20 protein-coding genes, 1 tRNA gene and 1 pseudogene are annotated in these 25,110 nt (G+C 72.4%); 5 read left to right on the forward strand and 17 right to left on the reverse strand.

Translation table 11 applies throughout. From position 1 onward, the window contains the following. Both KUM38_RS04400 and KUM38_RS04405 read right to left on the reverse strand, forming a co-directional pair. A pseudogene (locus tag KUM38_RS04400) lies at positions 1 to 170 on the reverse strand (aldehyde dehydrogenase); the annotation flags it as partial. Between the two features lie 99 nt (positions 171 to 269). Beyond that, positions 270 to 1,094, reverse strand: a complete 825-nt coding sequence (locus KUM38_RS04405; protein ID WP_217127998.1) for a helix-turn-helix transcriptional regulator — start codon at positions 1,092 to 1,094, stop codon at positions 270 to 272. A gap of 398 nt (positions 1,095 to 1,492) precedes the next feature. On the opposite strand from KUM38_RS04405, the gene KUM38_RS04410 reads away from it, so the two are divergent. Continuing rightward, a complete protein-coding gene (locus tag KUM38_RS04410) occupies positions 1,493 to 1,990 on the forward strand; it encodes an ATP-binding protein (RefSeq protein WP_254396684.1) in 498 nt (165 codons plus the stop codon). A 91-nt stretch (positions 1,991 to 2,081) separates the two neighbouring features. Here KUM38_RS04410 and KUM38_RS04415 read toward each other — a convergent pair whose 3' ends face one another. Beyond that, positions 2,082 to 2,366: a DUF397 domain-containing protein gene (locus KUM38_RS04415; RefSeq protein WP_217127950.1), complete on the reverse strand. Its 285-nt coding sequence runs from the start codon at positions 2,364 to 2,366 to the stop codon at positions 2,082 to 2,084. Between the two features lie 484 nt (positions 2,367 to 2,850). Between KUM38_RS04415 and KUM38_RS04420 the strand changes: the two genes are divergently transcribed. Then, complete coding sequence (locus tag KUM38_RS04420; protein WP_308408898.1) at positions 2,851 to 3,330, forward strand: hypothetical protein; 480 nt, start codon at positions 2,851 to 2,853, stop codon at positions 3,328 to 3,330. Positions 3,331 to 3,410: 80 nt separating this feature from the next. Then, positions 3,411 to 3,947 (forward strand): DUF4232 domain-containing protein, encoded by a 537-nt coding sequence (locus KUM38_RS04425; RefSeq protein ID WP_217127952.1) that lies wholly within the window; start codon positions 3,411 to 3,413, stop codon positions 3,945 to 3,947. Here KUM38_RS04425 and KUM38_RS04430 read toward each other — a convergent pair. Continuing rightward, on the reverse strand, positions 3,944 to 5,068 hold the full coding sequence (locus KUM38_RS04430) for a DUF2786 domain-containing protein (RefSeq protein WP_217127953.1): 1,125 nt from the start codon (positions 5,066 to 5,068) through the stop codon (positions 3,944 to 3,946). The two genes, KUM38_RS04425 and KUM38_RS04430, sit on opposite strands and share 4 nt — an antisense overlap. An 86-nt stretch (positions 5,069 to 5,154) precedes the next feature. Here KUM38_RS04430 and KUM38_RS04435 point away from each other — a divergent pair, with 86 nt between their 5' ends. Both KUM38_RS04435 and KUM38_RS04440 read left to right on the forward strand, forming a co-directional pair. Beyond that, complete coding sequence (locus KUM38_RS04435) at positions 5,155 to 5,916, forward strand: Clp protease N-terminal domain-containing protein (RefSeq protein ID WP_217127954.1); 762 nt, start codon at positions 5,155 to 5,157, stop codon at positions 5,914 to 5,916. Between the two features lie 102 nt (positions 5,917 to 6,018). Next, positions 6,019 to 7,710 carry a bifunctional 3'-5' exonuclease/DNA polymerase gene (locus tag KUM38_RS04440; protein WP_217127955.1) on the forward strand — a complete coding sequence of 564 codons (1,692 nt, stop codon included), beginning with the start codon at positions 6,019 to 6,021 and terminating at the stop codon, positions 7,708 to 7,710. An 89-nt stretch (positions 7,711 to 7,799) separates the two neighbouring features. On the opposite strand, the gene KUM38_RS04445 is transcribed toward KUM38_RS04440, so the two are convergent. The 13 genes from KUM38_RS04445 to KUM38_RS04505 all read right to left on the reverse strand — a co-directional run bounded on the left by KUM38_RS04445 (position 7,800) and on the right by KUM38_RS04505 (position 25,093). After that, a complete protein-coding gene (locus tag KUM38_RS04445; RefSeq protein ID WP_217127956.1) occupies positions 7,800 to 8,693 on the reverse strand; it encodes a glycosyltransferase family 2 protein in 894 nt (297 codons plus the stop codon). Positions 8,694 to 8,885: 192 nt separating this feature from the next. Then, positions 8,886 to 10,256 carry an RICIN domain-containing protein gene (locus KUM38_RS04450; protein WP_217127957.1) on the reverse strand — a complete coding sequence of 457 codons (1,371 nt, stop codon included), beginning with the start codon at positions 10,254 to 10,256 and terminating at the stop codon, positions 8,886 to 8,888. Between the two features lie 445 nt (positions 10,257 to 10,701). Further along, positions 10,702 to 11,607 (reverse strand): ABC transporter permease, encoded by a 906-nt coding sequence (locus KUM38_RS04455; RefSeq protein WP_217127958.1) that lies wholly within the window; start codon positions 11,605 to 11,607, stop codon positions 10,702 to 10,704. Then, positions 11,604 to 12,449 carry an ABC transporter ATP-binding protein gene (locus tag KUM38_RS04460; protein WP_217127999.1) on the reverse strand — a complete coding sequence of 282 codons (846 nt, stop codon included), beginning with the start codon at positions 12,447 to 12,449 and terminating at the stop codon, positions 11,604 to 11,606. Before KUM38_RS04460 ends, KUM38_RS04455 begins: the two co-directional genes overlap by 4 nt. Positions 12,450 to 12,499: 50 nt before the next feature. Beyond that, positions 12,500 to 12,856 (reverse strand): transcriptional regulator, encoded by a 357-nt coding sequence (locus KUM38_RS04465; protein WP_217127959.1) that lies wholly within the window; start codon positions 12,854 to 12,856, stop codon positions 12,500 to 12,502. Next, the gene (locus tag KUM38_RS04470) at positions 12,853 to 13,371 is read right to left on the reverse strand and encodes a hypothetical protein (RefSeq protein WP_254396685.1); all 519 of its coding nucleotides are present in this window, start codon (positions 13,369 to 13,371) and stop codon (positions 12,853 to 12,855) included. The genes KUM38_RS04465 and KUM38_RS04470 overlap by 4 nt, the downstream gene beginning before the upstream one ends. 157 nt (positions 13,372 to 13,528) lie before the next feature. Further along, positions 13,529 to 13,602: transfer RNA gene (locus KUM38_RS04475), tRNA-Thr, on the reverse strand. A gap of 119 nt (positions 13,603 to 13,721) precedes the next feature. Beyond that, positions 13,722 to 15,314, reverse strand: a complete 1,593-nt coding sequence (locus tag KUM38_RS04480; RefSeq protein ID WP_217127960.1) for an alpha/beta hydrolase — start codon at positions 15,312 to 15,314, stop codon at positions 13,722 to 13,724. Positions 15,315 to 15,411: 97 nt separating this feature from the next. Next, positions 15,412 to 16,617: a DNA polymerase III subunit delta' gene (locus KUM38_RS04485; RefSeq protein ID WP_217127961.1), complete on the reverse strand. Its 1,206-nt coding sequence runs from the start codon at positions 16,615 to 16,617 to the stop codon at positions 15,412 to 15,414. 87 nt (positions 16,618 to 16,704) lie between these two features. Next, entirely contained in the window at positions 16,705 to 19,872 is a 3,168-nt protein-coding gene (tmk, locus tag KUM38_RS04490; RefSeq protein WP_217127962.1) for a dTMP kinase, read from the reverse strand. A gap of 156 nt (positions 19,873 to 20,028) precedes the next feature. Beyond that, a complete protein-coding gene (gene topA / locus KUM38_RS04495; protein ID WP_217127963.1) occupies positions 20,029 to 22,842 on the reverse strand; it encodes a type I DNA topoisomerase in 2,814 nt (937 codons plus the stop codon). A gap of 246 nt (positions 22,843 to 23,088) precedes the next feature. Further along, positions 23,089 to 23,286 carry a hypothetical protein gene (locus KUM38_RS04500; RefSeq protein ID WP_217127964.1) on the reverse strand — a complete coding sequence of 66 codons (198 nt, stop codon included), beginning with the start codon at positions 23,284 to 23,286 and terminating at the stop codon, positions 23,089 to 23,091. Positions 23,287 to 23,563: 277 nt separating this feature from the next. Next, positions 23,564 to 25,093: a methyltransferase gene (locus KUM38_RS04505; protein ID WP_217127965.1), complete on the reverse strand. Its 1,530-nt coding sequence runs from the start codon at positions 25,091 to 25,093 to the stop codon at positions 23,564 to 23,566. Positions 25,094 to 25,110 lie beyond the last annotated feature (17 nt).

Genomic DNA, 25,110 nt, shown 5'->3' on the forward strand with positions numbered 1-25,110 from the left:
CGGGCGGCCGCCCGGTACGCCTGATCGACCTCGTCGACCGTGGCTATCGTGATCGACGCGAGCTTCTCGTCGTCGTACGGGTTGAAGTCGATGATGTCCCAGGAGCCGGTGCCCGGGCGCCATTCACCGTCGATGTACTGCTGAGCCAGGTCGGTGAAGTACGACGACATGTGATCCCTCGATCCCTTGCTGCATCAGCGGAGCACTGATCGACTGCATGGTCTGATCGCACGTCATCGTACTTGTGTTTCATGTGAGTTGCGGTGTGCTCAGGACATGTGCAGCAGCCCCCGCAGGAGGTCCCGGCTCTCCGCGGGGCCCGGGCTGTCGTGCTGGAGCTCCTTGAGCGCCTTCTCGTACTGGGCCACGTCCTCGGCCTTGTCGAGATACAGCGCGCTGGTCAGCTGCTCCAGGTACACGACGTCCGACAGGTCGGACTCGGGGAAGCTGAGGATGGTGAACGCGCCCGACTCGCCGGAGTGCCCGCCGAGGCTGAACGGCACGACCTGCAGCCGGACGTTGGGCCGCTCGGAGACGTCGATGAGGTGCTGGAGCTGGCCGCGCATCACCGCGCGGTCGCCGTACGGCCGGCGCAGGGCGGCCTCGTCGAGGACGACGTGGAACTCGGGGGCGTTCTCCGAGACCAGGTACTTCTGCCGCTCCAGGCGCAGCGTCACCCGCCGTTCGACGTCCTCCTCGCTCGCCCCCTTCATGCCGCGCCGCACCACCGCGCGGGCGTACTCCTCGGTCTGCAGCAGGCCGTGCACGAACTGCACCTCGTACGCCCGGATCAGCGAGGCGGCGCCCTCCAGACCCACGTACGTGGGGAACCAGCTCGGCAGCACGTCCGAGTAACTGTGCCACCAGCCCGCCACGTTGGCCTCCTTGGCGAGGGAGACCAGCGACAGGCGCTCCTGCTCGTCCGTGATGCCGTACAGCGTCAGCAGATCCTCGACATCCCTGGTCTTGAAGCTCACCCGGCCCAACTCCATCCGGCTGATCTTCGATTCGGAGGCGCGGATCGAATAGCCCGCCGCCTCACGCGTGATCCCCCGCGCCTCACGCAGTCGCCGCAGTTGTGATCCGAGCAGCATGCGCCGCACCACCGATCCCGGCTCTCCCGCGCTCACGTTCGCCAGCCTCCCCAACGTCTTCAGGGCCCGCAGTCTGCCACTAAAACACTTCGAGCAGTACTCGCCCGGTTACGGAAACGGAATCCGGCCGAGGGTGCCGGCCGGGAAGGAGCACGGAACGGGCACGGGGGGAGAAGGAAGGAGCAACGAGGAGGCATGGGAACAGCCGGAAGCGGACGGGAAGATGACGGAAAAATTGGCCAACAAACCAGTACGGCAGGGACGATTTCGGTCAGCTGCACGTGCATCTGCCCTTGCATCTGCTGTACGCATCCGAAACCATGGTCTCCGCACCACCGCAGCCTCGCTACGACCGCGAATTCCCGGGAGTGCCTCGCATGGGGACGAATGGATCGACCATGCTCGAGCCGTTACGGCAGGGCCTTCCGCCGCTGAACCTCGCGGCCGCGTCCGACGCCGCTTCCTGTGCCCTCCCCGCCCGCTACGAAGCGGTCCGCGAGGCCCGGCAGTTCACCCGCAAGACCCTCGACCAGTGGAACCTGGGCGACCGTTTCGACGACGTGTGCCTGGTCGTCTCCGAGCTGGTCACCAACGCCCTGCGGCACGGTCTGCCGGCCGGCGCCCCGCGGCCGACGGCACCGGACCTGCCGGTACGGCTGCACCTGATGCGGTGGACCGAGCGACTGGTGTGCGCGGTGCGCGACCCCAGCGACGACAGCCCCGTCACCCGCGAGTCGGACGACTTCTCCGCCGAGTCGGGCCGGGGGCTGTTCCTGGTCGAGTCCTTCAGCGACAGCTGGGGCTGGCACCCGATGACCGGCGCGCCGAGCGGCAAGGTGGTCTGGGCCCTGTTCCGGCTCCCGCGCCCCGCCGGCCACCCCTGTCCCGGCTCATGACGAACCGCGGCGCTTCCGGGCGCCGCGGTTCTACGCGCGTTGGCGGCTCCTGAGCCACTCCGGTCCCTTCCGGAGCGCCCGGCGCCATCGGTCAGCCGGCCACCAGGTGGTCGAACTCGCCGTCCTTCACGCCCAGCAGCATGGCCTCGATCTCCGCGCGGGTGTAGACGAGCGCGGGACCGTCGGGGAAGCGGGAGTTGCGCACGGCCACCTCTCCGCCGGGCAGCCGGGCGAACTCCACGCAGGACCCCTGCGAGTTGCTGTGCCGGCTCTTCTGCCAGACCACACCGTCCAGCCCGGTGGCCGCCATGCCGTTGTACGCGCCGGACGCGTCGGCACCGTCGTACACGTCACCGTCGTACACGTCGTGGTCCACAGGTCGCTCCCCGCTGGTGCACTGGCTGGTGTGGCCATTGATGCAGTGGTCAACTGACCGGGATCATAGCTTTGTTCACGTGCAGATGCTTGAGCAAATGCACGTGCACGCGGGGTGTTCCCGCGGTTACAGCCTTGACGGCCGAGTGGTGCCCGCTTTGACGGACGTTTTACCGAACCCCGCTTCCTAAGAGACGCACGCGGGGGCCTTTGTGTTCCACCGTGTTCCCTTGTGTGTCCTCCGCGTTCCGTGGGCGTCGTTCCCGTGCGCGCCGGCCCACCGATCCGCCGTGAACATGCGGTGCGAGGTGTGTCACGGAGGCTGGTGAGGTGCCGGTGGGTCCTGTTAGCTGGCGGCTGTCGTCCGGCCGACGGGGCCGGCCACAGCCAGGGGGCTCGCAGTGACTTCGGAGGCTTCGGTGACGTACCAGCCCGCATCGCCGTCATCGCGCGGGTCGCACTCCCGGCGCGCTCGGGTCGCGGCCGTGGCCGTGGCCGTGGGGCTGACCGGCACGCTCGTGCTGACCGCGTGCGGTGGGGGCGGCTCCGACGGCTCGGACGACTCCACGGCCGGCCCCACCCCGTCCACCACGGCGACCGCGGACTCCGGCGGCGGCACCGGGGGCTCCGGCGCGAGCGCGGCCCCGGCGAGCGAGCTGGAGGGAAGCTGGCTCACCACGGCCGACGGCAAGGCCGTGGTCCTGATGGTCAACGGCGGGGACGCCGCACTCTTCGCCACGGGCGGCACCGTGTGCAGCGGCACCGCGCGGGAGCGGGCCGGGACCCACTCGATCCGCCTGAAGTGCGGCGACGGCGCCGAGGAGCGGGCGAACGGCACGGTCGGCTCCGTCGGCGAGGACTCCCTGGAGGTCACCTGGGAGGGCGCCCTCGGCACCGAGACGTACACCAAGGCCGAAGGCAGCTCCTTCCCGACGGGGCTGCCCACGGAAGGGCTGGGCTCCTAGCGCCTGTCCGCGGGGCGGACCGGTGACGGATGCGTGATGATGACCGGTGGGCACCTCCACGAAACCCCAGAGGATCACTCATGCGCACCACGCCGATCGCCGTCCCCGCCGCCCTTGCCGCGCTCCTCCTGCTGACCGCCTGCGCCGGCGCGGGCGGCGACGAGGACGGCGACGGGAAGCGGGAGAGCACCGCCTGCTCGGTCGACACGGTGAGCGTGGAGGTCGGGCCCGCGAGCGCCGCGCCGGCCGCCGGGGACACCGGTGAGGTTCCCGTCGTCCTCACCAATCAGAGCGCCGCCTGCACCCTGGACGGCTTCCCGAAGGCGGCCCTGGTAGGGATCAGCGATTCCGCCACCCTCAATGCGCCGCCGGCCGAGGGCGCCAAGGCGCAGAAACTGACCCTGGCCAAGGGCGAGTCCGCGTCCTTCACCCTCACCTACGAACGCGGCACGCCCCGCGACGGCGCCTTCAACGCCGAGAAACTGCGGGTCGAGCTGCCCGGCGACACGAGCAGCTCCGTCATCCGGGCCTTCCCCTGGACGTACGGCCCGGTCGCGTCCGCCGGCCAGGGCAGCCACAAGATCTCCGTCGGCGCCTACCAGCAGGCGGGCGACTAGAACTCCCGGGGAAGGTGCGGACGCGCCCTGACCTGTGCGTCGTCCGCCGCGCGGGCACCCTCCTCCCAGCCCGCCGCGTCGCTCACGCCGCGCAGCCGGGTGGTCGTCGTCTCCGGGAACAGCCGGTCCGTCCGCTCGGTGACCGCCACCGCGCGGGAGGCGAGCACCGGGAGCAGATCGTCGCTCACCTGGGTCTCGGCGACGGCCGCGAGACGCGTGCCCACGCGGTGCGCGTAGGCGGCGAGGAAGGACTGTCGGAAGGTTTTGGTCCGCTTGCGCCCGCCCGCCCGCTGTGCGGCCTCCGCCCTGGTCATCGCCGTGGTGGCCTGCACCAGCAGTGAGGTGTAGAGGAGTTCCACCGCCTCCAGGTCGGAGGCGAAGCCGACCACGGTGGAGAAGCCGAGCGGTTCGTTCCACACGGCCCGGCAGTGGTTCGCGCCGGCGACCGCGTCCAGCAGCACCGCCTTGGCCTGCTCGTACGGCGGCTCCACCCCGATCCGGCAGGCGCCCGGCGCCTGGGCCGAGGGCTCCCGCGCGGCGAGCAGCGCCTCGTCGACGCTGTGCCGCGCCATCAGCTCCTGCGCCTTGGCGCTGAGCGCCTCCGCCTCGTCCGGGAACCCGGTCGCCTCCGCCTTGGCCAGCAGCGCGCGGATGCGGCCGAGCACGCGGGACTCCGGCCGCCGGTCCCGTGGGTCCGGGGCGGCCGTCTCGTCGAGGGGCTCGAGGGCGGGCAGGCGCAGCAGCAGGCGGTACAGCTCCAGGACGGCCGTGGCGTACGGGAAACGGTCACCGCGCGGGACGTCGTCCGCCCCGAGCTCGTCCAGCTGGGCCTTCCACCGGGGTCCGCGCGGCCGGTCGTCGCGCGGTGCCTGCGCGCGGATCAGCGCGGAGACGAGCCGTACGTGGACGTCGTCCAGCTCGCGCCGGACGATCCGTACGACATCGGCGGGCTGCCAGCCGCGCCGCCAGGCGGTCGCCACGAACTCCTGCCCCCGCCGGGCGAGTTCGGCGTCGGCCGCCGGGTCGGCGGCGAGCAGGGACGCGCCGGTGTCCAGGGCGGTGTCGCCGGTGTCGTAGAGGGCGGCACGGAAGGCGCGGTCGACGGTGCTGGACGTACTCACGGACCGATCGTGCCATGTTCCGGAGATTCACCCGGAAGTGTCAACTTCGGGTTGACACCCTCTGACTGTCAACCTACGGTTGACACATGACGACGAACCCCGCCATCAAGTCATCCGTACGTCTCGACGACCTCATCGCGGCCATCAAGAAGGTCCACGAGGAACCCCTGGAACAGCTCCAGGACGCGGTGCTCGCCGGTGAGCACCTCGGCGACGTGGCCGACCACCTGATCGGCCACTTCGTGGACCAGGCCCGGCGTTCGGGCGCCTCCTGGACGGACATCGGCAAGAGCATGGGCGTCACCCGGCAGGCGGCCCAGAAGCGGTTCGTGCCCAAGGAGGGCAACGACCTCGACCCGAGCCAGGGCTTCAACCGCTACACGCCCCGCGCCCGCAACACGGTCATGGCCGCGCACAACGAGGCGCAGGCCGCGCGCAACGCCGAGGGCCTGCCCGAGCACCTGGTCCTGGGTCTGCTGGTCGAACCCCAGGGGCTCGCCGTGAAGGCGATCACCGAGCAGGGCGTCACCGTGGACGCGGTCCGCGAGGCCGCCCGCGCGGCGCTCCCGCCGGCCGTCGAGGACGCCCCCGAGCTGGTGCCGTACGGCCCGGCGGCCAAGAAGGTCCTGGAACTCACCTTCCGCGAGGCCCTCCGTCTCGGCCACAACTACATCGGCACCGAGCACATCCTGCTCGCCCTGCTGGAGCACGAGAACGGCAAGGGCCTCCTCAGCGGCCTCGGCGTCGACAAGACCGCCACCGAGCGGTACGTCGCCGACATGCTGGCGCAGTACGTCGAGACCCGGACGGAGGGCGAGAGCGGGAGCGAGGCCGCGCGGGAGGGCTGAGCCCCAGGAGGCCGATCAGGGGCCGGCCGATCGGAAGGTCGACCGATCGGAAGGTCGACCGATCGGAAGGCCGTTGTCAGACCCCCCTGCCACACTCGCAGCATGGCCGACCGGTGGGCACTCGCTCCGGCCGAGGAAGGTGGCGTGGACGTCGCTCCCCTCGGTCCGGACGGGCTGCCCGCCGGTCCGGTGCTGCGGGAGGCGGACCTCGCCGAGGCCGTCCGGAGCCGTCCCGGTGTCACGCGGTGGGTGTGGCGGTCCACCGCCGAGGTCTACCCGCGCCTGCTCGCCACGGGGGTGCGAGTGGAGCGGGCCTACGACATCGAGGTCGCCGAGACGCTCCTCCTCGGCCACGAGGGGCGGTACGGGGAACCCCGTTCGGCCGCGGCGGCGCTGGCCCGGCTGCGCGGCGGCCCCGTACCGCCCGATCCACCGCAGCGCCAGGCCGAACCGGGCGCCCAGTCCTCCCTCTTCGAACCCCAGGGCGTCCGGCTGCCGCTGACGGACCTCCTCGCGGTCTACGCCGAACAGCAGCGGCGGACCGACGCGACCGCGCACCCGGACCGGATGCGGCTGCTGACGGCCGCCGAGTCGGCGGGGACGCTGGTGGCCGCCGAGATGAACCGCGCGGGACTGCCCTGGCGGGCCGACGTGCACCGCGCGGTGCTGCACGACCTGCTCGGCGAGCGGTACGCGGGCGGCGGCGAGCCACGCCGGCTCGCCGAGCTCGCCGACGAGGTGTCCGCCGCCTTCGGCCGCCGGGTCCGGCCCGACCTGCCCGCCGATGTGGTGAAGGCCTTCACGCAGGCCGGCGTCAGGATCACCTCGACCCGCCGCTGGGAGATCGAGTCCGTCGACCACCCGGCCGTCGGACCGCTGGTCGAGTACAAGAAGCTGTACCGGATCTGGGTCGCCCACGGCTGGTCCTGGCTCCAGGACTGGGTGCGCGACGGCCGGTTCCGGCCGGAGTTCCTCGCGGGCGGGACGGTGACCGGCCGCTGGGTGACCAACGGCGGGGGCGCGCTGCAGATCCCCAAGGTGATCCGCCGCGCGGCCGTCGCCGACCCCGGCTGGCGGCTCGTCGTCGCCGACGCCGACCAGATGGAGCCGCGCGTACTGGCGGCGATCTCCCGTGACCCCGGGCTGATGGAGGTGGCCGGCCGGGAGACCGACCTGTACCAGTCGGTGTCCGACCGCGCCTTCTCCGGCGACCGCGCCCAGGCCAAGCTCGCCGTCCTCGGCGCGGTCTACGGCCAGACCTCCGGCGACGGCCTGAAGAACCTCGCCGCGCTCCGCCGCCGCTTCCCCAGGGCGGTGGCCTACGTCGACGAGGCCGCCCGCGCGGGCGAGGAGGGCCGGCTCGTACGGACCTGGCTGGGCCGCACCTGCCCGCCGGCCGCCCGTACGACGGACGACGCGACGGAGGAGGCGGGCATCCCGGTCGCCGAGGAGGACCAGGAGTCCGCTGCCCGCCCGTGGGTTCCGGGCTACGCCTCGACCGACGCCCGCGCCCGTGGCCGCTTCGCCCGCAACTTCGTCGTCCAGGGCAGCGCCGCTGACTGGGCCCTGCTGCTGCTCGCCGCGCTGCGGCAGACCCTGAGCGACATGGCGGCCGAGCTGGTCTTCTTCCAGCACGACGAGGTGATCGTGCACTGTCCCGAGGAGGAGGCGGAGACCGTGGTGGCGGCGATCCGGCGGGCCTCGGATCTGGCCGGACGGCTGACCTTCGGGGAGACACCGGTGCGGTTCCCGTTCACGACGGCGGTGGTGGAGTGCTACGCGGACGCCAAATGATCAGGTCGCCGGCCGGCCCCCTCGTCGTTCTGCACGTCGGGTCGGACGACCGGTGGCCGGTCGGGTCGGACGACCGGTGGCCCGTCGGGTCAGATGACCGGTGGCCGTCCGAGCCGGGTGAGCCGCCACACCGTCCGCCAGCTCATGGCCCGCCGCTCCCCGGCCGGCTCCCGCAGCCCTTCCGTGAATCCGCCGAACCAGGCCCGCAACCCGCTGGCCGACCGGTTCCGCACCACGGTGAGCAGCATCCACACCCCGAGATGGACGGGGACGAGCAGGAGCGGCAGCCGCCGCCGGGCCAGCCACACCCGGTTCCGGGCGTTCACCCGGTAGTAGATGGCGTGCCTGGCCGGCGAGGTCTTCGGGTGCTGGAGCAGCAGTTCGGGCGCGTAGAGGATCCGCCACCCGGCGTCGACGGCCCGCCAGGCGAGGTCGGTCTCCTCGTGCGCGAAGAAGAACGCGGCGGGCCAGTCGCCGATCTCGTCCAGCATCGCCATCCGCAGCGCGTGCCCGCCCCCGAGGAACCCGGTGACGTACCCGCCGCGCATCGGATCCGACTTCCCGACCCGGGGCACATGCCGCTGCTGGGTCTCCCCCAGTTCGTCGGCGATCCGGAACCCGACGACCCCGAGCCGCTCGTCGGCGGCGTACAACTCCCCTACGCGGCGCAGCACATCGGCGTCGACGAGCAGCCCGTCGTCGTCCAGCTCGACGACGACGTCCACGTCCCCGAACTCCCGCAGCCGCGCGATCGCCGCGTTCCGCCCGCCGGGGCAGCCGAGGTTCTCCTCCAGCTCCACGGCGGTGACCTCACCGGGGAGCGACAGCCGCCGGGCGAACTCGGGCAGCGGGCAGCCGTTGCCCACGATCACGATCCGCGCGGGCGGGAGGTCCTGCTTGGCCACGGACTCCAGCAACGCGTCCACCTCGACCGGCCGGTTCCCCATGGTCACCACGGCGACGGCGATCCTCGGCGTCTCCACGTCCTCACCTCACCATCCCGGCCGACGACTGCGTCCGCGATGCTAGCCGTTCACGCCATGGCCTCCCGCGGTAGGCCGCGCGGACGCCTCCGTGCCGCGTCGCGTGGCGCACGTTCTCCTACGGAGCGGGGCGGAACGGTGTTCACCGGGCGGGCCGGGGGCGGGGAAGCAGGAGGGGAGCGGAGGTCCCGTTCAGGAGGGCTTGACGACGGAGACGACGGACCAGCGCAGCGCACTCGACCCCGAGCCGCAACGCACCACCTGAAGCCTGGCGTCGTTCCCGGCGGAACCGCCGCCGACCACACTCATGCACAGGTCGCTCGCGGCGTTGCGGATCCGGTAGCCCCCCGACTGCGGGTCCAGCCACCAGAGCTGGTTGTCCGCGCTCGGCCTGCAGTGGTACTCGGTGACCTTGGTCCCGGCTGCGACACTGCCGTAGTTGGGCAGGTCCATGCACATCCCGTCCTTACGGTTCTTGATGACGAACAGGCTCGATCCCTGGGGCCCGCCGTCCGCGTCGGCCACCTCCAGGTCCCAGAGCTGGTTGTCCTGGGTGGTGGGCCGGCAGTTGAACTGGCTCACCGGGCCGTCGACCGAACCCTTGTCGAAGTAGGGCAGGTCGGCGCACTTGCCGGTCGCGACGTTCTTCAGCTGCGCGTTGACCCGGGTGGAGAGGGCGTTGGCCAGTTGCCGGGCGGTGATCGCGGGGGGCTTCTCCGCCTTCGGCGTGGCCTTGCCCTCGGCCGTCTTCTTGGTGTCGGACCGGGGAGCCGCCTTCTCCTCGACGTCCGCGGTGACCGAGACGGAGGGCAGCGGCCCGGACGTGGCCCGGGCGTCGGACTTCACCTCGGGGCTGCTCGACGACGCCGAGGGTGACGGGGATTCGGCCTGGTAGTCGACGGCCGGGAGGTCGTCGGACGTACCGGGGTCGAGGGTCGTCCCACCGACGGGTGCCGTCTCGACCGTGCGCTCGTCGTCGCCGCTCAGGGCAAGCACCAGGAGGGGTACGCAGATCAGTACCGCGCCCACGAGGGCGGCCGCGGCGACCATGGGGCCGCGCAGGCGCCCCGGCGCCGACTCGTCAGCGGCCGTGCTCGCGTTCGCGTCGCCCGCGCCGTCGCCCTTCCCGGCCAGGAGCGCACCGGCCGCCGCCGCTTCGGATTCCGCTCCGTCGGACTCCGCCGTCTGCCGCCGCTGTCGTTCTTCCTGCCGCCGCTGTCGTTCTTCCTGCCGCCGCCCCTCCTCGACGGCCGCCGGTTCCGCGGCGGCGGACCGGAAGCGCCATCCGGTGCGCCGTCCGGGGGCGGGCTCAGAGGCGGACTCGGGGGCGGGCTCGGAGACGGGCTCGGGGGACGACGCTGCCGGTACCGAGGCGTCCGGACCGGCAGCGGAGTCGGGTTCGGGGGCAGTGGCAGTGGCAGGAGCAGGAGCGGGGGCAGGCTCTGGCGTACGCGGTCTCAGGTCCGCGCCGGGGTCCTTGCCCGGCGCGGGCACGGAAACCGCACGGCGGACGGCCACGGAAGGCGTCGTCTCTCCGGCCGGGGGTTCGTGCTGACGTGGCATGAACACTGCTCCTTGTCGATGGTGGGGGTGGACGGTGCGGTGTCGTCAGGGGGCGCCTACGCCACAGAACGGTCCGGCACGGCGAGCCGGCCGGTCACCGGTGGACGGCGCCGGGCCGAACGGCTGCTCCAGCGACTCACGAGTCACTCAACTAACTCTGGATTACACCCGGTTGCACCCAAACCCCAAACAGATGAACGTAGGACGACACAGGATCACGTTCGCCCGTCAACCACGTCGGGGGACTCGCTGCCGGGCCCGGCAGGCGCACTCCGCTCACGCACTCGGCTCCGTCCGGCCCCCCAGCACGGTCCGCCGCCCCGACCGCGGTGGGAACACACGGAGTCGACCGGCCGGTCCACGGGAGTTCCCCTGGAGCGGATCCCGGCCGGCAACGCGGCCCCGGCCTCCACGGGGCCGGGGCCGACGTCCGGGCGGCCGGAGCCTACGCGGGCATCGCCCCGCTCCGTTCCGCCTTGCGGTGGCGGGCGGACAGGCGGGAGCCGGACTCGCGGCGGGCGGCGCGGCGCAGGAGGGGGACCGCGAGGAGGAAGCCGAGGACCGCCCAGGCGGTCAGTACGAGGGCGACCATGGGCAGTTCCCAGGAGCCGGCCGGCTCGGCGGCCCGCGCGGCGTCCGGCAGCAGCGCCGAACGCAGGCCCTGTGCCATCCACTTGAGCGGGAAGACGGAGGCCACCTGCTGGACCGGCACCGGCAGCGAGGTGATCGGGAACGCCGTTCCGGAGGTGATCAGCAGCCCCATCACGGGCAGCATGATCAACGCCAGCGCCTCGCGCGGATTGGGCAGGACGGCGCCCAGGGCCGCGCCCAGCGGTACGACGGCGAGCAGCCCCAGCGTGGTGACCCACAGCAGCGTCAGCCAGCCGCCCGGCCCCTGCGGCAGCGGCCCGTCCACCAGCAGGGCCGCGGCCACCAGGAGCAGGGCCAGGGTGCCGACCGCCGTGACGACCACCAGCAGGCACTTGGCGACGAGGTAGGCCGGTATCCCGCCGGGCGTGGCGCGCAACCGCAGCAGGGCGCCCTCCTCCCGCTCGGTCACGAGTATCTGCGGAAGGTTGAGCAGCCCGATCTGGAACAGCAGATAGGCGGCGAATCCCGCGAGCGCCAGGTGGGCCATCGGGGTCCGGGTGCCGGGGACGTCGTCATCGACGTAGGCGACGACCAGCAGCGCGACGGCCACATTGACCAGGTGGCCGGACATCTCCTTGGAGTTGCGCAGGAGGTGCCGCAGCTCGATGCCGCCGCGGAGGAACCCGGCACGCCAGTAGGGGCGGGCGGGGCGGCGCGGGCTGCCCGTCCCGCCCGGTGCGTCCTCCTGTGTGTCCTTCATGTGGCCGCCGCCTCCCCGTCCGTGGTGCCGTCCTTCTGATGGACCATGTGCAGATAGGTGTCCTCCAGCGTCGGACGGCGGACCTCCAGGCCGGCGATCGGGCCGTCCGCGTCCCGGTGGAGTTCCCAGACCAGCCGTGAGGGGTCCGCGGTGCGTTCGCGGCGGTACGTCCCGTCGTCGGCCGTCCAGCGGACCTCGGCCTGTGCGGCGGCCCGCCGGGCCAGTTCCGCCGGAGTGCCGCAGGCCCGGATCCGGCCGCCGACCAGCATGGCGATCCGGTCGGCGAGCCGCTCGGCCTCCGCCAGGTCGTGAGTGGTGAGCAGGACGGTGACGCCTTCGTCGCGGGCCAGCCGTTCGACCAGGACGTGGAACTCGTGCCGCGCCTCCGGGTCGAAGCCGGTGGTCGGCTCGTCCAGGAACAGCAGCTCGGGGCGGCCGACGATGCCGAGCGCGACGTCCAGCCGCCGACGCTGTCCGCCGGACAGCCGGTCCACCTGCCGGCCGGCCTGGTCGGTGAGGCCGACCAGGGCCAGCAGTTCGGCCGGGTCGCGCGGGTGGGGGTAGTACGTCGCGAAGTGCGTCAGCAGCTCGGCGACCCGCCAGCGGCGGTGGTCGCGCCAGGACTGCAGGACCAGTCCGATACGGCCCCGCCAGGCGTCGTCGCCCCGCTCCGGGTCCGCGCCGAGGACGCGGACCTCCCCGGCGGACCGCCGTCGGAAGCCCTCCAGGATCTCCACGGTGGTGGTCTTACCGGCCCCGTTGGGCCCGAGCAGCGCGAACACCTCGCCGCGGTGGATCTCCAGATCGACGCCGTGGAGGACGGTGACATCGCCGTACGCCATGGTCAGATCGCGGGCCCGGACGACGGGTCGGTCGGTCGCGGTGGGTGCCGTCACCGCGCCGCCTCCACCCGGGACCGGCCTTGTTCCGCCCCGGCCTCGCCCGGTGCCGTGCGCTCGGCTCCCTCGACGATCGCGCGGAGCGCCGCCACATGACCGTCGAAGGCGGTGCGGCCACGGTCCGTCAGCCGCACTTTCGTACGCCGCTTGCGACCGCCGCCCTCCTTCTGGATCTCCAGGTACCCGGCCTCTTCCAGGGTGTGCAGCTGTTTGGAGAGAGCGGAGTCACTGAGCGAGAGGCTGTCGCGGACGAACCCGAAGTCCGCCCACTCGGTGGTGGCGAGCAGCGCGACCACCGACAGCCGGGTGGCCGGATGGATCAGCTCGTCGAAGCCGGCGGGCGTGCTCATCGGCCCTCCCCCGCACGGACCGCCGCTTCACCGCGACCGCGCAACGAGCCGACCGCCCAGCGATTGGCCGGCACCGCGAAGAGCACGAACACGCTCGCCGAGACCGTGGCCTGGATCACACTGGCGGCCATCGGCCCCCACGGCAGCGCCTCGACCAGTCGGCCGGACAGCAGAACCGTCCCGCCGGTCACGACCATCCCCCCGAGGAACGCGGCGGACGTCCGCCAGTCGTAGCGGGTGCGATGCAGCCGCACCCGGCTCCTGCGGTTGTGGATCACGGCCACCCCGGCCAGCAGCACGACGTACCCGGCGAGGGCCAGCCAGACACCCCACCGGGGCAGGTCCAGGCCCAGAGCGGCCAGGAAGACCCACATGATCGCGGCCGTGGCGTAGGTCGCGCCGGGGTCACCGAACGCACTCCGCTCGACCTCGTCGTACACCCGCTCCTGCGGCACCCGGATCCGCTGCAGGTCCTTCCAGGCCCGCTCGGCGTCCATCGGCACACTCACGACCATCGCCTCCCCACTTCGACTTTCCCACCAGGAAAGCTAACTCTCGACTTTCCCGGAAGGCAAGCCAGGGGATCGACGCCGATCCCGGCAGAAGGCGCGACAAGCAGCCCCGGAACACGAAAAACCCAGGCCACACGGAGTGTGACCTGGGTTCGCGATGAGCCGCCTTCGGGATTCGAACCCGAGACCTACGCATTACGAGTGCGTTGCTCTGGCCATCTGAGCTAAGGCGGCGTGCTGCCGGCACCATGGTGCGATCAGCGACGTCGGTAAGTCTACACAGTTTCCGAGGGTGCTTCGTACCGGCCCCGGAGGCGGGCCGGAGCGGACGCCTCCGGGGGTGGTCGCACCGGCTATGAGCAGCGCTTTCCGTCCTTCGGCGGGGTGCCGGCGAGCAGGTAGGTGTTGATCGCGGAGTCGATGCAGGCGCTGCCCCGGCCGTAGGCGGTGTGGCCGTCGCCCTCGTAGGTGAGGAGGCGGGCCGAGGAGAGCTGGCCGGCCAGGGCCTCGGCCCAGCGGTACGGGGTGGCCGGGTCCCGGGTGGTGCCGACGACGACGATCGGGGCCGCGCCCTTCGCCTCGATGCGCCGGGCCTCGCCCGTGGCCCGCACCGGCCAGTACGCGCAGTTCAGCGAGGCCCAGGCGAGGCCCTCGCCGAACACCGGGGACGCCTTCTCGAAGGCGGGGAGCGCCCGCCGCACCTCGTCCGGGGAGTCGAAGGCGGGCGGGAGGTCGAGGCAGTTCACCGCCGCGTTGGCGAACATCAGGTTGCTGTAGTCACCGTTCGCGTCACGTTCGTAGTAGCTGTCGGAGAGGAGGAGGAGTCCGGCGCCGTCGTTCTCCTTCATCGCGGCCGTCAGCGCCTCGCGCAGCTGTTGCCAGGCGCCCTCGTCGTACATCGCGGCGATCACGCCGATCGTCGCGAGCGACTCGGTGAGCCTGCGGCCGTCGGCGTCACCGGTGGGGACCGGACGGGCGTCGAGCTTCTCGAAGAACGTCTTGAGGTTCTTGCCGACCTGCTCGGGGGCGGTGCCCCGGCCACCGAGCGGGCAGTCGCTCTGCCGCACGCAGTCCTCGGCGAAGGCGGTGAACGCCGTGTCGAAGCCCTCCGTCTGTTCCAGGTTGAGCCGGCGCGCGGGCAGCGAGGGGTCCATCGCGCCGTCCAGGACGAGACGGCCCGCCCGGTCCGGGAACAGGCCGGCGTAGGTCGCGCCGAGGAAGGTGCCGTACGAGGCGCCGACGTAGTTCAGCTTCTCGTCGCCCAGCGCGGCCCGGACGATGTCCATGTCCCGGGCCGCTTCGACGGTGGACACATGGCGCAGCAGCTTCGGCGCGTCCGCCCCGCAGCCCTCGGCGAACTTCTTGTACGACGCGACCAGCGCGCCGGTCTCCTTCGTGTCGTCCGGTGTGATGTCCGTCCGCGTGTACGCGTCCATCCCGGGCCCGTCCAGGCACTCGACGGGTTCGCTGCGGGCGACGCCCCGCGGGTCGACGGCCACCATGTCGTAGCGGGCGCGCACGTCGGACGGGTAGCCGATCCCGGCGTACGCCTGGACGTAGCCGACCGCCGAGCCGCCCGGGCCGCCGGGGTTCACCAGCAGTGAGCCCAGCCGCTTTCCCGGGCCCGTGGCCTTCTTGCGGGTGAGGGCGAGGCGCACGTCACCGGCCGTCGGTTCGGCGTAGTCGAGCGGGACCTTCAGCGTGGCGCACTGGAAGCCGGGGACTCCGCAGTCGCGCCAGGCCGGTTTCTGCTCGTAGTACGGCGTGAGGGCCGTGGGTGTGGAGCGGGGCAGGGGGGCGAGGGCCGCCGCCGCTTCCCCCGCCGCCGCGCTGGCCATACTCGGGCTGTTCCCCGAGGAGCAGCCCGAGATCAGCAGTGCGGCGGCGGCGAGCAGAGCGAATCCGGTTCCGGTGCGGGTCCTGCGGTGGGTGCGCCTTGTGTGCATACCGTGAGCGTAACTGTGCGCAACGGGACAGGTGCTCTGTGCGCACGCCGTGCCTCGTACGAGTTACCGCGTCAAGCCACTGGGCGGATGCCCTCGGTCAGCCCGCTCTGAGGGCCATCGTCATCGCCTCCACCGCGAGCAGCGGGGCCACATTGCGGTCCAGGGCCCTGCCGCACGCCGCGATCGCCTCGATGCGGCGGAGCGTGGACTCCGGGGAGCTGCCGCGAGCCATACGCTCCAGTACGTCCTCGGCGTCGCCGTTGGCGATGGCGACGCGGGAGCCGAGCTGAAGGGCGAGGACGTCGCGGTAGAAGCTGGTCAGGTCGCTCAGCGCGATGTCGAGAGTGTTGCGTTGTGTGCGCGTTTTGCGACGCTTCTGATCGGCTTCCAGATCCTTGAAGACGCCTGCCGTGCCACGTGGCAACCGGCCGCCCTGGGCCGCGCCCAGGGCCTCCCTCAGCTCCTCGGTCTCCTTGGCGTCCATCTCCTCGGCGAGCTGCTTGGCGTCCTCGGCCGCCACGTCGACCAGCTCCTGGGCCGCCTTGAGCGCGCTGCCGATGTCCTCGACCCGCAGCGGCAGCTTGAGCACGGCGGCCCGGCGTGCGCGGGCGGCGGGGTCGGTGGCCAGGCGACGGGCACGGTCGACGTCGCCCTGGGTGGCGCGGGCGACGGCGGCGGCGACGTCCGGTTCGATGCCCTCGCGCCGGACGAGCATGTCGGCGACGGCGGCCACCGACGGCGTGCTCAGGTTGAGGTGGCGGCAGCGGGAGCGGATCGTCGGCAGGACGTCCTCGATCGAGGGGGCGCACAGCAGCCAGACAGTGCGGGGGGCGGGCTCCTCGACGGCCTTGAGGACGGCGTTGCCGGACTTCTCGTTCAGCCGCTCGGCCTCCTCGACGAGGATGATCTGCCAGCGACCGTTCGCGGGTGAGGTGAACGACTTGCGGACGGTCTCCTTCATGTGTTTGTAGAGGATCTCCGCGCCCATGGCGACCACCGTGTTGACGTCCGCGTGGGTGCCGATCAGCGCGGTGTGACAGCCGTCGCAGAAGCCGCAGCCGGGGGCTCCGCCCAGGGCACGGTCGGGGCTCACGCACTGCAGCGCTGCGGCGAAGGCCCGCGCCGTCTGTGTCACTCCCGCGCCGGGCGGGCCGGTGAACAGCCAGGCGTGCGTCATGCTCGACGTCTCGGGAAGCGGGCCGTCGGCCGCAGCGGCGGTCACGAAGGCGTCGGCGTCCCGGGCGGCTCCGGCGAGCCGCTCGCTCACCCGCTCCTGCCCGACGAGGTCGTCCCACACGGTCATGGGTCAGCCGGTCCTTCCGTCACGTCTGCTTACCGGATCCATTGTGCGGGTGGGCACCGACAACGCCCGCACCCGCGGACCGGACAGTCAGCGCCGACGCCCCCGGCGGCCTCGGCCCTCGTCCTCGTCATCCTGCTCGTCGTCGCCGTCGTGCGGGCCCAGCAGCTCGTCGGCCAGCGTCGGCAGGTCGTCCAGCGGGGTCTCCTCGGCCCAGTCCGAACGCTGCCGGCGGTGGGGCGCGCCCTCGGCGTCGATCCGGGGCAGTTCGCGCGTGCGGTCGTGGGGACCGTCGGTGGCCTCGGGGCCGCTCGCCGGGCGCTCGTCCCGGAAGTAGCCCGGCGGCAGCCGGTCCGCGGATCCCCTCCCGTCCTCCCGTACCGGAGGCAGCACCGCCGTCTCGTCCGCCGCGCCCGGCGGAACCGACGGCTTCGGCAGTTCGGCCGTCGCCTCGGCGTCGGACATTCCGGACCGGCCGGACCGCTGCCCGGCGTCCTCGTCCGGCACCCGGGGCAGCACGGCGGTCTCGTCGACCGGCCCGCCCGACGCGTTCGTCGGCGTCACCACCGGCGTCGGCACGGTCGCCGCTTCGTCAGCCGCTCGCCGAGGGGCGGCATCGGGGGCGCCCGTCGTCCTCGGTCCCGCCTCCGCCGCGGCCACCGCCTGTTCGGCCAGCCGCCGGGCCTGCTCCGCGCGCAGCAGCGCCTCCTCGGCCTTGCGCTGCTTCTCCAGGCGCAGTGCCTCGGCCTCGGCGCGCAGCCGCGCCTCCTCCTCGGCCTGCTTCCGGCGGCGCTCCTCCTCGGCCTTGCGGCGGGCCTCCTCCTCGGCGCGCGCCTTCTCCTCGGCGAGCAGCCGCTGCCGCTCCTCCTCCGCGCGCCGGCGCGCTTCCTCGGCCCGCTGCCGGGCCTCTTCCGCCTGTCGTTCCGCCTCGCGCTGCTGAGCTTCCTCCAGCTCGCGCCGCTTGCGCTCCTCCTCCTCGGCGCGCAGCCGGGCGAGCTGCTCCTGGCGCTCGCGCTCCAGGCGCTCCTCCTCGGCCTTGCGGGCCGCCTCTTCCTCCGCCTTGCGGCGGGCCTCCTCCTCCGCCTTGCGGCGTGCCTCCTCGCGGGCCCGGATCTCGGCCTCGGACAGCGGCAGCACCCGGTCGAGCCGGTGCCGGATCACCGTGGTGACCGCCTCCGGTTCCTGGCCGGCGTCGACCACCAGGTAGCGGCCGGGGTCGGCCGCGGCCAGCGTGAGGAAACCGGCCCGCACGCGCGCGTGGAACTCGGCGGGCTCCGACTCCAGCCGGTCCGGCGCCTCGGTGAAGCGCTCCCGCGCGGTCTCCGGGGACACGTCCAGCAGCACCGTCAGGTTCGGGACCAGCCCGCCGGTCGCCCAGCGGTTGATGCGGGCGATCTCGGTCGGCGACAGATCGCGCCCGGCGCCCTGGTAGGCGACGGAGGAGTCGATGTACCGGTCGGTGATGACGACGGCGCCGCGCTCCAGGGCGGGCCGTACGACGGTGTCGATGTGCTCCGCGCGGTCCGCGGCGTACAGCAGTGCCTCCGCGCGGTGCGAGAGGCCGGCGCTGGAGACGTCCAGCAGGATGGACCGCAGCCGCTTGCCGACCGGGGTCGCCCCGGGCTCGCGGGTGAGCACGACCTCGTGGCCCTTGGCCCTGATCCAATCGGCGAGGGCCTCGGCCTGGGTGGACTTCCCCGCGCCGTCGCCGCCCTCCAGGGCGATGAAGAAGCCGGAGGCGGCGGGCGTCTGGTCCGGGTCGTCGCCGCCGAGCAGCGCGTCGCGCAGGTCCTGCCGCAGCGGCACGCCGGAGCGGTCGTCGACCTTGGCCAGCACCAGCGCGGCCACCGGCAGCAGCAGCGCGCCGACCAGCATCAGTGTGAAGGCGGCACCGCCGTGCGCGAAGACGAACCGGCCGTTCTCCAGCCGGTGCGGTCCGATGGCCGCGGCGACCATCGGGGCGATCACCGCGGCGAGCGCCACGAAGACCCGGACCACGGCGTGCAGGTGCTCGGTCGTACGGGCCCGGCGCTGGTCCTCGGTCTCCTGGTCGAGCAGCGTGTGCCCGGTGTTGGCCGCCATGCCCGCGCCGACACCGGCCAGCGCCATGATCAACAGCACGCTGGTGACGTCCGGCACGAGTCCTGCCGCCAGCAGCGCGACGCCCGTGAAGGCGAGGGCGAGCGCGAGCAGCCGGCGCCGGGACAGGGCCGGCAGCAGGGCGGGCGCCGTACGGATGCCGATGACGACACCGCCGGTCAGCGCGCCCACCAGCAGGCCGTACAGCACGGGACCGCCGCCCAGGTCCTTGGCGTGCAGCACCGACACGGCGGCGGCGGCCGCCACCGCGGCGGTGACGGACGCGGACGCGAACACCAGGAGCGGCATCGCGCCGGTGCGGCCCCGGTCGGAACCTGCGGCGCTCTTCGGGCGGCGCAGTCCCTCCAGCGGCGACCGGGCACGCGGGGTGCGCGTGCCGGGCAGTTCCAGGAAGGTCAGGACGGACAGCGACGCGGCGAACAGCCCGGCCGCGACGTACGAGGCGAGGGCCGCCCGGTGTTCGCCGAACCAGTCGATCCCGGTGCCGAGCAGGTTGTTGATGAGGGCCGCGACGACGAGCGTGACGGCCGCGAGCGGTATCGCCACGAAGCCCGTGCGCAGCGACAGCCGGCGCAGCGCGTCCATGTGGTCGGGCAGCGGGCGCACGGTCGCGCCCTCCGGGGGCGGGGCGGGCAGCAGGGCGGGCGCCGCGCTCTCCCGGCACACCGTCCAGAACCGCTCGGCGACACCGGTCACGAAGGCCGTGACGAGGAGGACGGCCAGCGCGTCCTCGGGCGTCCAGTCGATCCACAGCGGCGCCACGATGAGCAGCGCGGCCCGCAGACCGTCCGCGCCGACCATGGTCCAGCGGCGGTCCAGCGGTCCGTCCTGCGAGGTGAGCGAGGCGAGCGGGCCGAGGAGTACGGCGCCGAACAGCAGCGTCGCCAGGATGCGTACCCCGAAAACGGTCGCCACTGCGAACGCCACGCCCCGGTAGCCCCCGCCGAAGGCTCCCTCGGCGACCGCCGCCTGCAGGGTCAGGAGGACCAGTACCAGGAGGGCGAGGACATCGCCGACCCCGCCCACGAGCTGCGCACTCCACAGTCGTTTCAGCTGCGGTCGGCGCAGCAGGGCGCGGACGGCACGCTCGCGGGAGTCCGCGACCAGGGCGTCGTCGGGGGCCGGCGGAGGGGCCGTTGGCTGCTCGGCTCGCGTCATGCGTTCAGACTATCGGCCCGAACCGACAGTCCGGCGCGACGCGCCTGACATGCTCACGCCCCGACATCGAAGTGTTGTCGGGGCGTTCGCATTCCGAACCCCGGGCGAAGACCGAACAGAAGGATCGACAGGAGGTCCGGACGTGGTCCGGAGGGCTCAGTCCTCCGCCGCGTTCGAGGCGGTCGCCTTCTTGGCCGCGGTCTTCTTCGCCGTCGTGGTCTTCTTCGCCGCGGTCTTCTTGGCGGCCGTGGCCTTCGCCGGCGCCTTCTTCGCCGGCGCCTTCTTGGCCGCGGTCTTCTTCGCCGTCTTCTTGGCGGGGCCCTTCGCCCGCTTCTCGGCGAGCAGCTCGAACCCGCGCTCCGGCGTGATCCCCTCGACGCTGTCGCCGGAGCGCAGCGTCGCGTTGGTCTCCCCGTCGGTGACGTACGGCCCGAAGCGGCCGTCCTTCACCACGACCGGCTTCTCGCTGACCGGGTCGGTGCCCAGCTCCTTCAGCGGCGGCTTGGCCGCGGCCCGACCGCGCTGCTTGGGCTGGGCGTAGATCGCCAGCGCCTCCTCCAGCGTGATCGTGAAGAGCTGGTCCTCGGACTGCAGGGACCGCGAGTCGGTGCCCTTCTTCAGATACGGCCCGTAGCGGCCGTTCTGCGCGGTGATCTCCTGGCCCTCGGCGTCGGCGCCGACCACACGCGGGAGCGACATCAGCTTCAGCGCGTCGTCGAGCGTGACCGTGTCCAGGGACATCGACTTGAAGAGGGAGGCCGTACGCGGCTTGACCGCGTTCTTGCCGGTCTTCGGGGTGCCCTCGGGGAGGACCTCCGTGACGTACGGGCCGTAGCGGCCCTTCTTGGCGACGATGTCGTGACCGGTGTCCGGGTCGGTGCCCAGGACTCGGTCGCCGCTCGGCTCGGCGAGCAGCTGCTCGGCCAGGTCGAGGGTCAGCTCGTCCGGCGCCAGGTCGTCCGGGATGTCGGCGCGCTGGTGCTGCTCGGTGTCCTTCTCGCCGCGCTCGATGTACGGGCCGTAGCGCCCGACCCGCAGCACGATGTCGTTGCCCACCGGGAACGACGACACCTCGCGCGCGTCGATCGCGCCCAGGTCGGTCACCAGTTCCTTGAGACCGCCGAGGTGGTCCCCGTCGCCGTTGCCGGCGTCGGCCGCGTCACCGTTGCTCGCGCCCTCGCCGAAGTAGAACCGCTTCAGCCACGGCACCGCCCGCGCCTCGCCCCGCGCGATGCGGTCGAGGTCGTCCTCCATCCGGGCGGTGAAGTCGTAGTCGACGAGCCGTCCGAAGTGCTTCTCCAGCAGGTTGACCACGGCGAAGGAGAGGAAGGACGGCACCAGGGCCGTGCCCTTCTTGAACACGTAGCCGCGGTCGAGGATCGTGCCGATGATCGACGCGTACGTCGACGGGCGGCCGATCTCCCGCTCCTCCAGCTCCTTGACCAGCGACGCCTCGGTGTAGCGGGCCGGGGGCTTGGTGGCGTGCCCGTCGACCGTGATCTCCTCGGCGGTGAGGGCGTCACCCTCGGAGACCTGCGGCAGCCGGCGCTCGCGGTCGTCGAGCTCGGCGTTCGGGTCGTCGGCGCCTTCCACGTACGCCTTCAGGAAGCCGTGGAAGGTGATCGTCTTGCCGGACGCGCTGAACTCGACGTCCCGGCCGTCGGCCGCCGTGCCGCCGATCCTCACGGTGACGGAGTTGCCGGTGGCGTCCTTCATCTGCGAGGCGACGGTCCGCTTCCAGATCAGCTCGTAGAGCTTGAACTGGTCGCCGGTCAGCCCGGTCTCGGCGGGCGTGCGGAAACGGTCGCCCGAGGGGCGGATCGCCTCGTGCGCCTCCTGCGCGTTCTTGACCTTGCCCGCGTAGGTGCGCGGCTGCGGGGGCAGGTAGTCGGCGCCGTACAGCTGCGTCACCTGGGCGCGGGCGGCGGCGACCGCCGTCTCGCTCAGGGTCGTCGAGTCCGTACGCATGTAAGTGATGTAGCCGTTCTCGTACAGCTTCTGCGCGACCTGCATGGTGGCCTTCGCGCCGAAGCCGAGCTTGCGGCTCGCCTCCTGCTGCAGCGTCGTCGTACGGAACGGGGCGTACGGCGAGCGGCGGTACGGCTTGGACTCGACGGAGCGCACGGCGAACCGCGTGTTCTCCAGGGCGGCGGCGAGCGCGCGGGCGTTCGCCTCGTCGAGGTGGAGGGTGTTCGCGCTCTTCAGCTGTCCCAGGGAGTCGAAGTCGCGGCCCTGCGCGACCCGCCGCCCGTCGACGGTCTGCAGGCGGGCGACAAGGGACGACGGGTCGCTCGCGTCCCCGGCCCGGCCGGTCGCGAAGGTGCCCGTCAGGTCCCAGTACTCAGCGGAACGAAAAGCCATGCGCTCGCGTTCCCGCTCCACCACGAGCCTGGTGGCGACGGACTGCACGCGGCCGGCGGACAGCCGGGGCATGACCTTCTTCCACAGGACCGGCGAGACCTCGTAGCCGTAGAGGCGGTCGAGGATGCGGCGGGTCTCCTGGGCGTCGACCAGCTTCTGGTTGAGCTGGCGCGGGTTGGCCACGGCCGCGCGGATCGCGTCCTTGGTGATCTCGTGGAAGACCATCCGCTTGACCGGGATCTTCGGCTTGAGCACTTCCTGCAGATGCCAGGCGATGGCCTCGCCCTCGCGGTCCTCATCGGTGGCGAGGAAGAGTTCGTCGGACTCCTTCAGGAGGTCCTTGAGCTTCTTGACCTGGGCCCGCTTGTCCGCGTTGACCACATAGATCGGCTGGAAGTCGTGGTCGACGTCCACACCGAGGCGGCGGACCTCGCCGGTGTACTTCTCCGGCACCTCGGCGGCGCCGTTGGGAAGATCGCGAATGTGCCCGACGCTCGCCTCGACGATGTAGCCGGGGCCGAGGTAGCCCTTGATCGTCTTCGCCTTGGCAGGCGACTCGACGATGACGAGTCGGCGGCCGCCCTTCGCGGTCTCGCTGGTCGGGGACAACTTCGCTCTTCTCTCCGGTCGACGCTTGGGGCTCCCCAGGCGGTCTCCCCCGGGGTCGGGTCATGGTGACGCTGCGGAGTGTGACGGTACATCCCGCCCTCGTGTCAAACGGGAAAAGCCCGCAACGGCCACTCGAACGGTAACCCGACTACCACCGTTCCTGCCGCCCGGAGTGTCCAGACTCCGCCCGTGCTTATGCGGAGCGCGCTCTACCGGTTACCGGGAGCTGCTAGGGTTCCGCGCCTCTCACAAGCGGGTCAGGCACCATGCGCCGAGGGCCAGGGAGATCATCGCGACCAGTCCCGCGACGGTGACCGATGCGACGGGACTCACACCCTGGGCGACGGGGCGGTGCTGCCGCGCGCGGGTCACGGTCCAGGCCAGCAATCCGCCTCCGAACAGGCAGAACACCATCCCCGCGAAGATCGCCGGTCCGCTCTCCATGGTCGCCCGATGCCCTCTTTCCCGTCCGCCGCCACCGGCCTCGCAAGGAGGCTGCCACGCCCGGGCGGCGGGCAGGCGAATCGGAGGTGAACGCGAGGGCCACGGGCCCGGTCAAGTGTCCTGAAACCGGCCCAGGAACCCTTTCACGGAAATTCCGGATCGATGGGAAAGGGCCGGGGCGGCGGCTGTGGTCGGCGTGAAAGAGGTGACACAAGGCAGTGACGTGACTCATGAGGGCCGGCCTGCCGGGGTGCCCGTGCGACCGCCGCCGCCCGTCTCAGCCGACGGGCTCCAGGAATCCCTGCTCCACGAGCAGCCGGATCTGGGCCGGCGTCCGGTCGCGCAGCAGCACGGGGTCCTCGCCCAGGAGCTGGGCGATGGCGTCCAGGATCCGGCCCGCGCCCATGGTGCCGTCGCACACGCCCGCGAAGCCCGCGCCGATCGTGTCCACCTTGGTGGCCCGGCGCATCCCCCGGTTCTGCCGCAGCACGACGTGCTCCGGGTCCTCGGCACCGGGCAGCCCGACCTGCTCCTGCACCACCTCGGCGGCCAGCGCGAAGCGCGCTTCGAGGAGCGCCGCGTCGTCGTGCGTCCGCAGGTAGTCGAGCCGGTCGAAGTGCGCCCGGACCGTCTCACCGAGCGGCTGCTCGACCGGGTGCGGCCACTCCTCCACCGTGATCGACTCCGCGGCGGAGCCCGACTTGCGCAGGGTGATCCAGCCGAAGCCGACCGCCTTCACCTTGCGCGCCTCGAACTCGTCCAGCCACGCGTCGTACCGCGCCCGGTACTCGGCCCGGTCACCCCGGTGGTCGCCCGCGTCCCGCAGCCACAGCTCGGCGTACTGGGTGACGTCCTGCACCTCGCGCTGCACGATCCAGGCGTCGCACCCGCGGGGCACCCATGACCTGAGTCTGTCCTGCCAGTCCTCCCCCTCCACGTGCTGCCAGTTGGCGAGGAACTGCGCGAACCCGCCCTCGTTCAGCCGTTCCCCCGCCTCCTGAACGATCGTGCGGCACAGATCGTCCCCGCCCATCCCGCCGTCGCGGTAGGTGAGCCGGGCGCCCGGCGAGATCACGAACGGCGGATTGGACACGATCAGGTCGTACGTCTCGCCGTCCCGGACCGGCGTGAACAGCGAGCCCTCGCGCAGGTCGGCGGCCGGGACCCCGGAGAGGGCCAGGGTGAGCGCGGTGATGTGCAGGGCGCGCGGGTTGACGTCGGTGGCCGTCACGCGCGTGGCGTGCCGGGCGGCGTGCAGTGCCTGGATGCCGGAGCCGGTGCCGAGGTCGAGCGCGGAGGCCACGGGCGTACGGACGGTGATGCCGGCCAGGGTCGTGGACGCCCCGCCGACGCCGAGCACGACGCCCTCGTCATGGCTGCCGATGCCCCCGGCGCCGCCGACCGCGCATCCGAGGTCGGACACGATGAACCAGTCCTCGCCGCCCGGCCCGCCGTACGGCCGTACGTCCACGGTCGCGGTGAGATCGTCCGCGCCGGCACGCGTGAGCCATCCGCTCTCCAGGCAGACGTCCACGGGCAGGACGTCCGCCACGCGCGCGTGCGGCACGGGCTGCTGCAACAGGAACAGCCGTACGAGCACCTCCAGCGGCGTGTCCCCGCGGGTGACCCTCAGGGCGGGCACGGTCTCGCTGCGGGCCAGCGCCGCGTACGCGGGCGCGCCGAGCAGTTCGAGCAGTCCGTCGGCGGTGAAGGAGGCTCCGAGCAGCGCGTCCCGCAGCCGGGCGGCGGCTTCGGGACGGTCGGACGAGGGCAGGGGCGGCAGGCTGGCGTCACTCACGCCCTCCATTGTGGCCGCCGCCCTCA

The sequence above is a fragment of the Streptomyces sp. AC558_RSS880 genome (genome assembly GCF_019049255.1).
Lineage (GTDB): Bacteria > Actinomycetota > Actinomycetes > Streptomycetales > Streptomycetaceae > Streptomyces.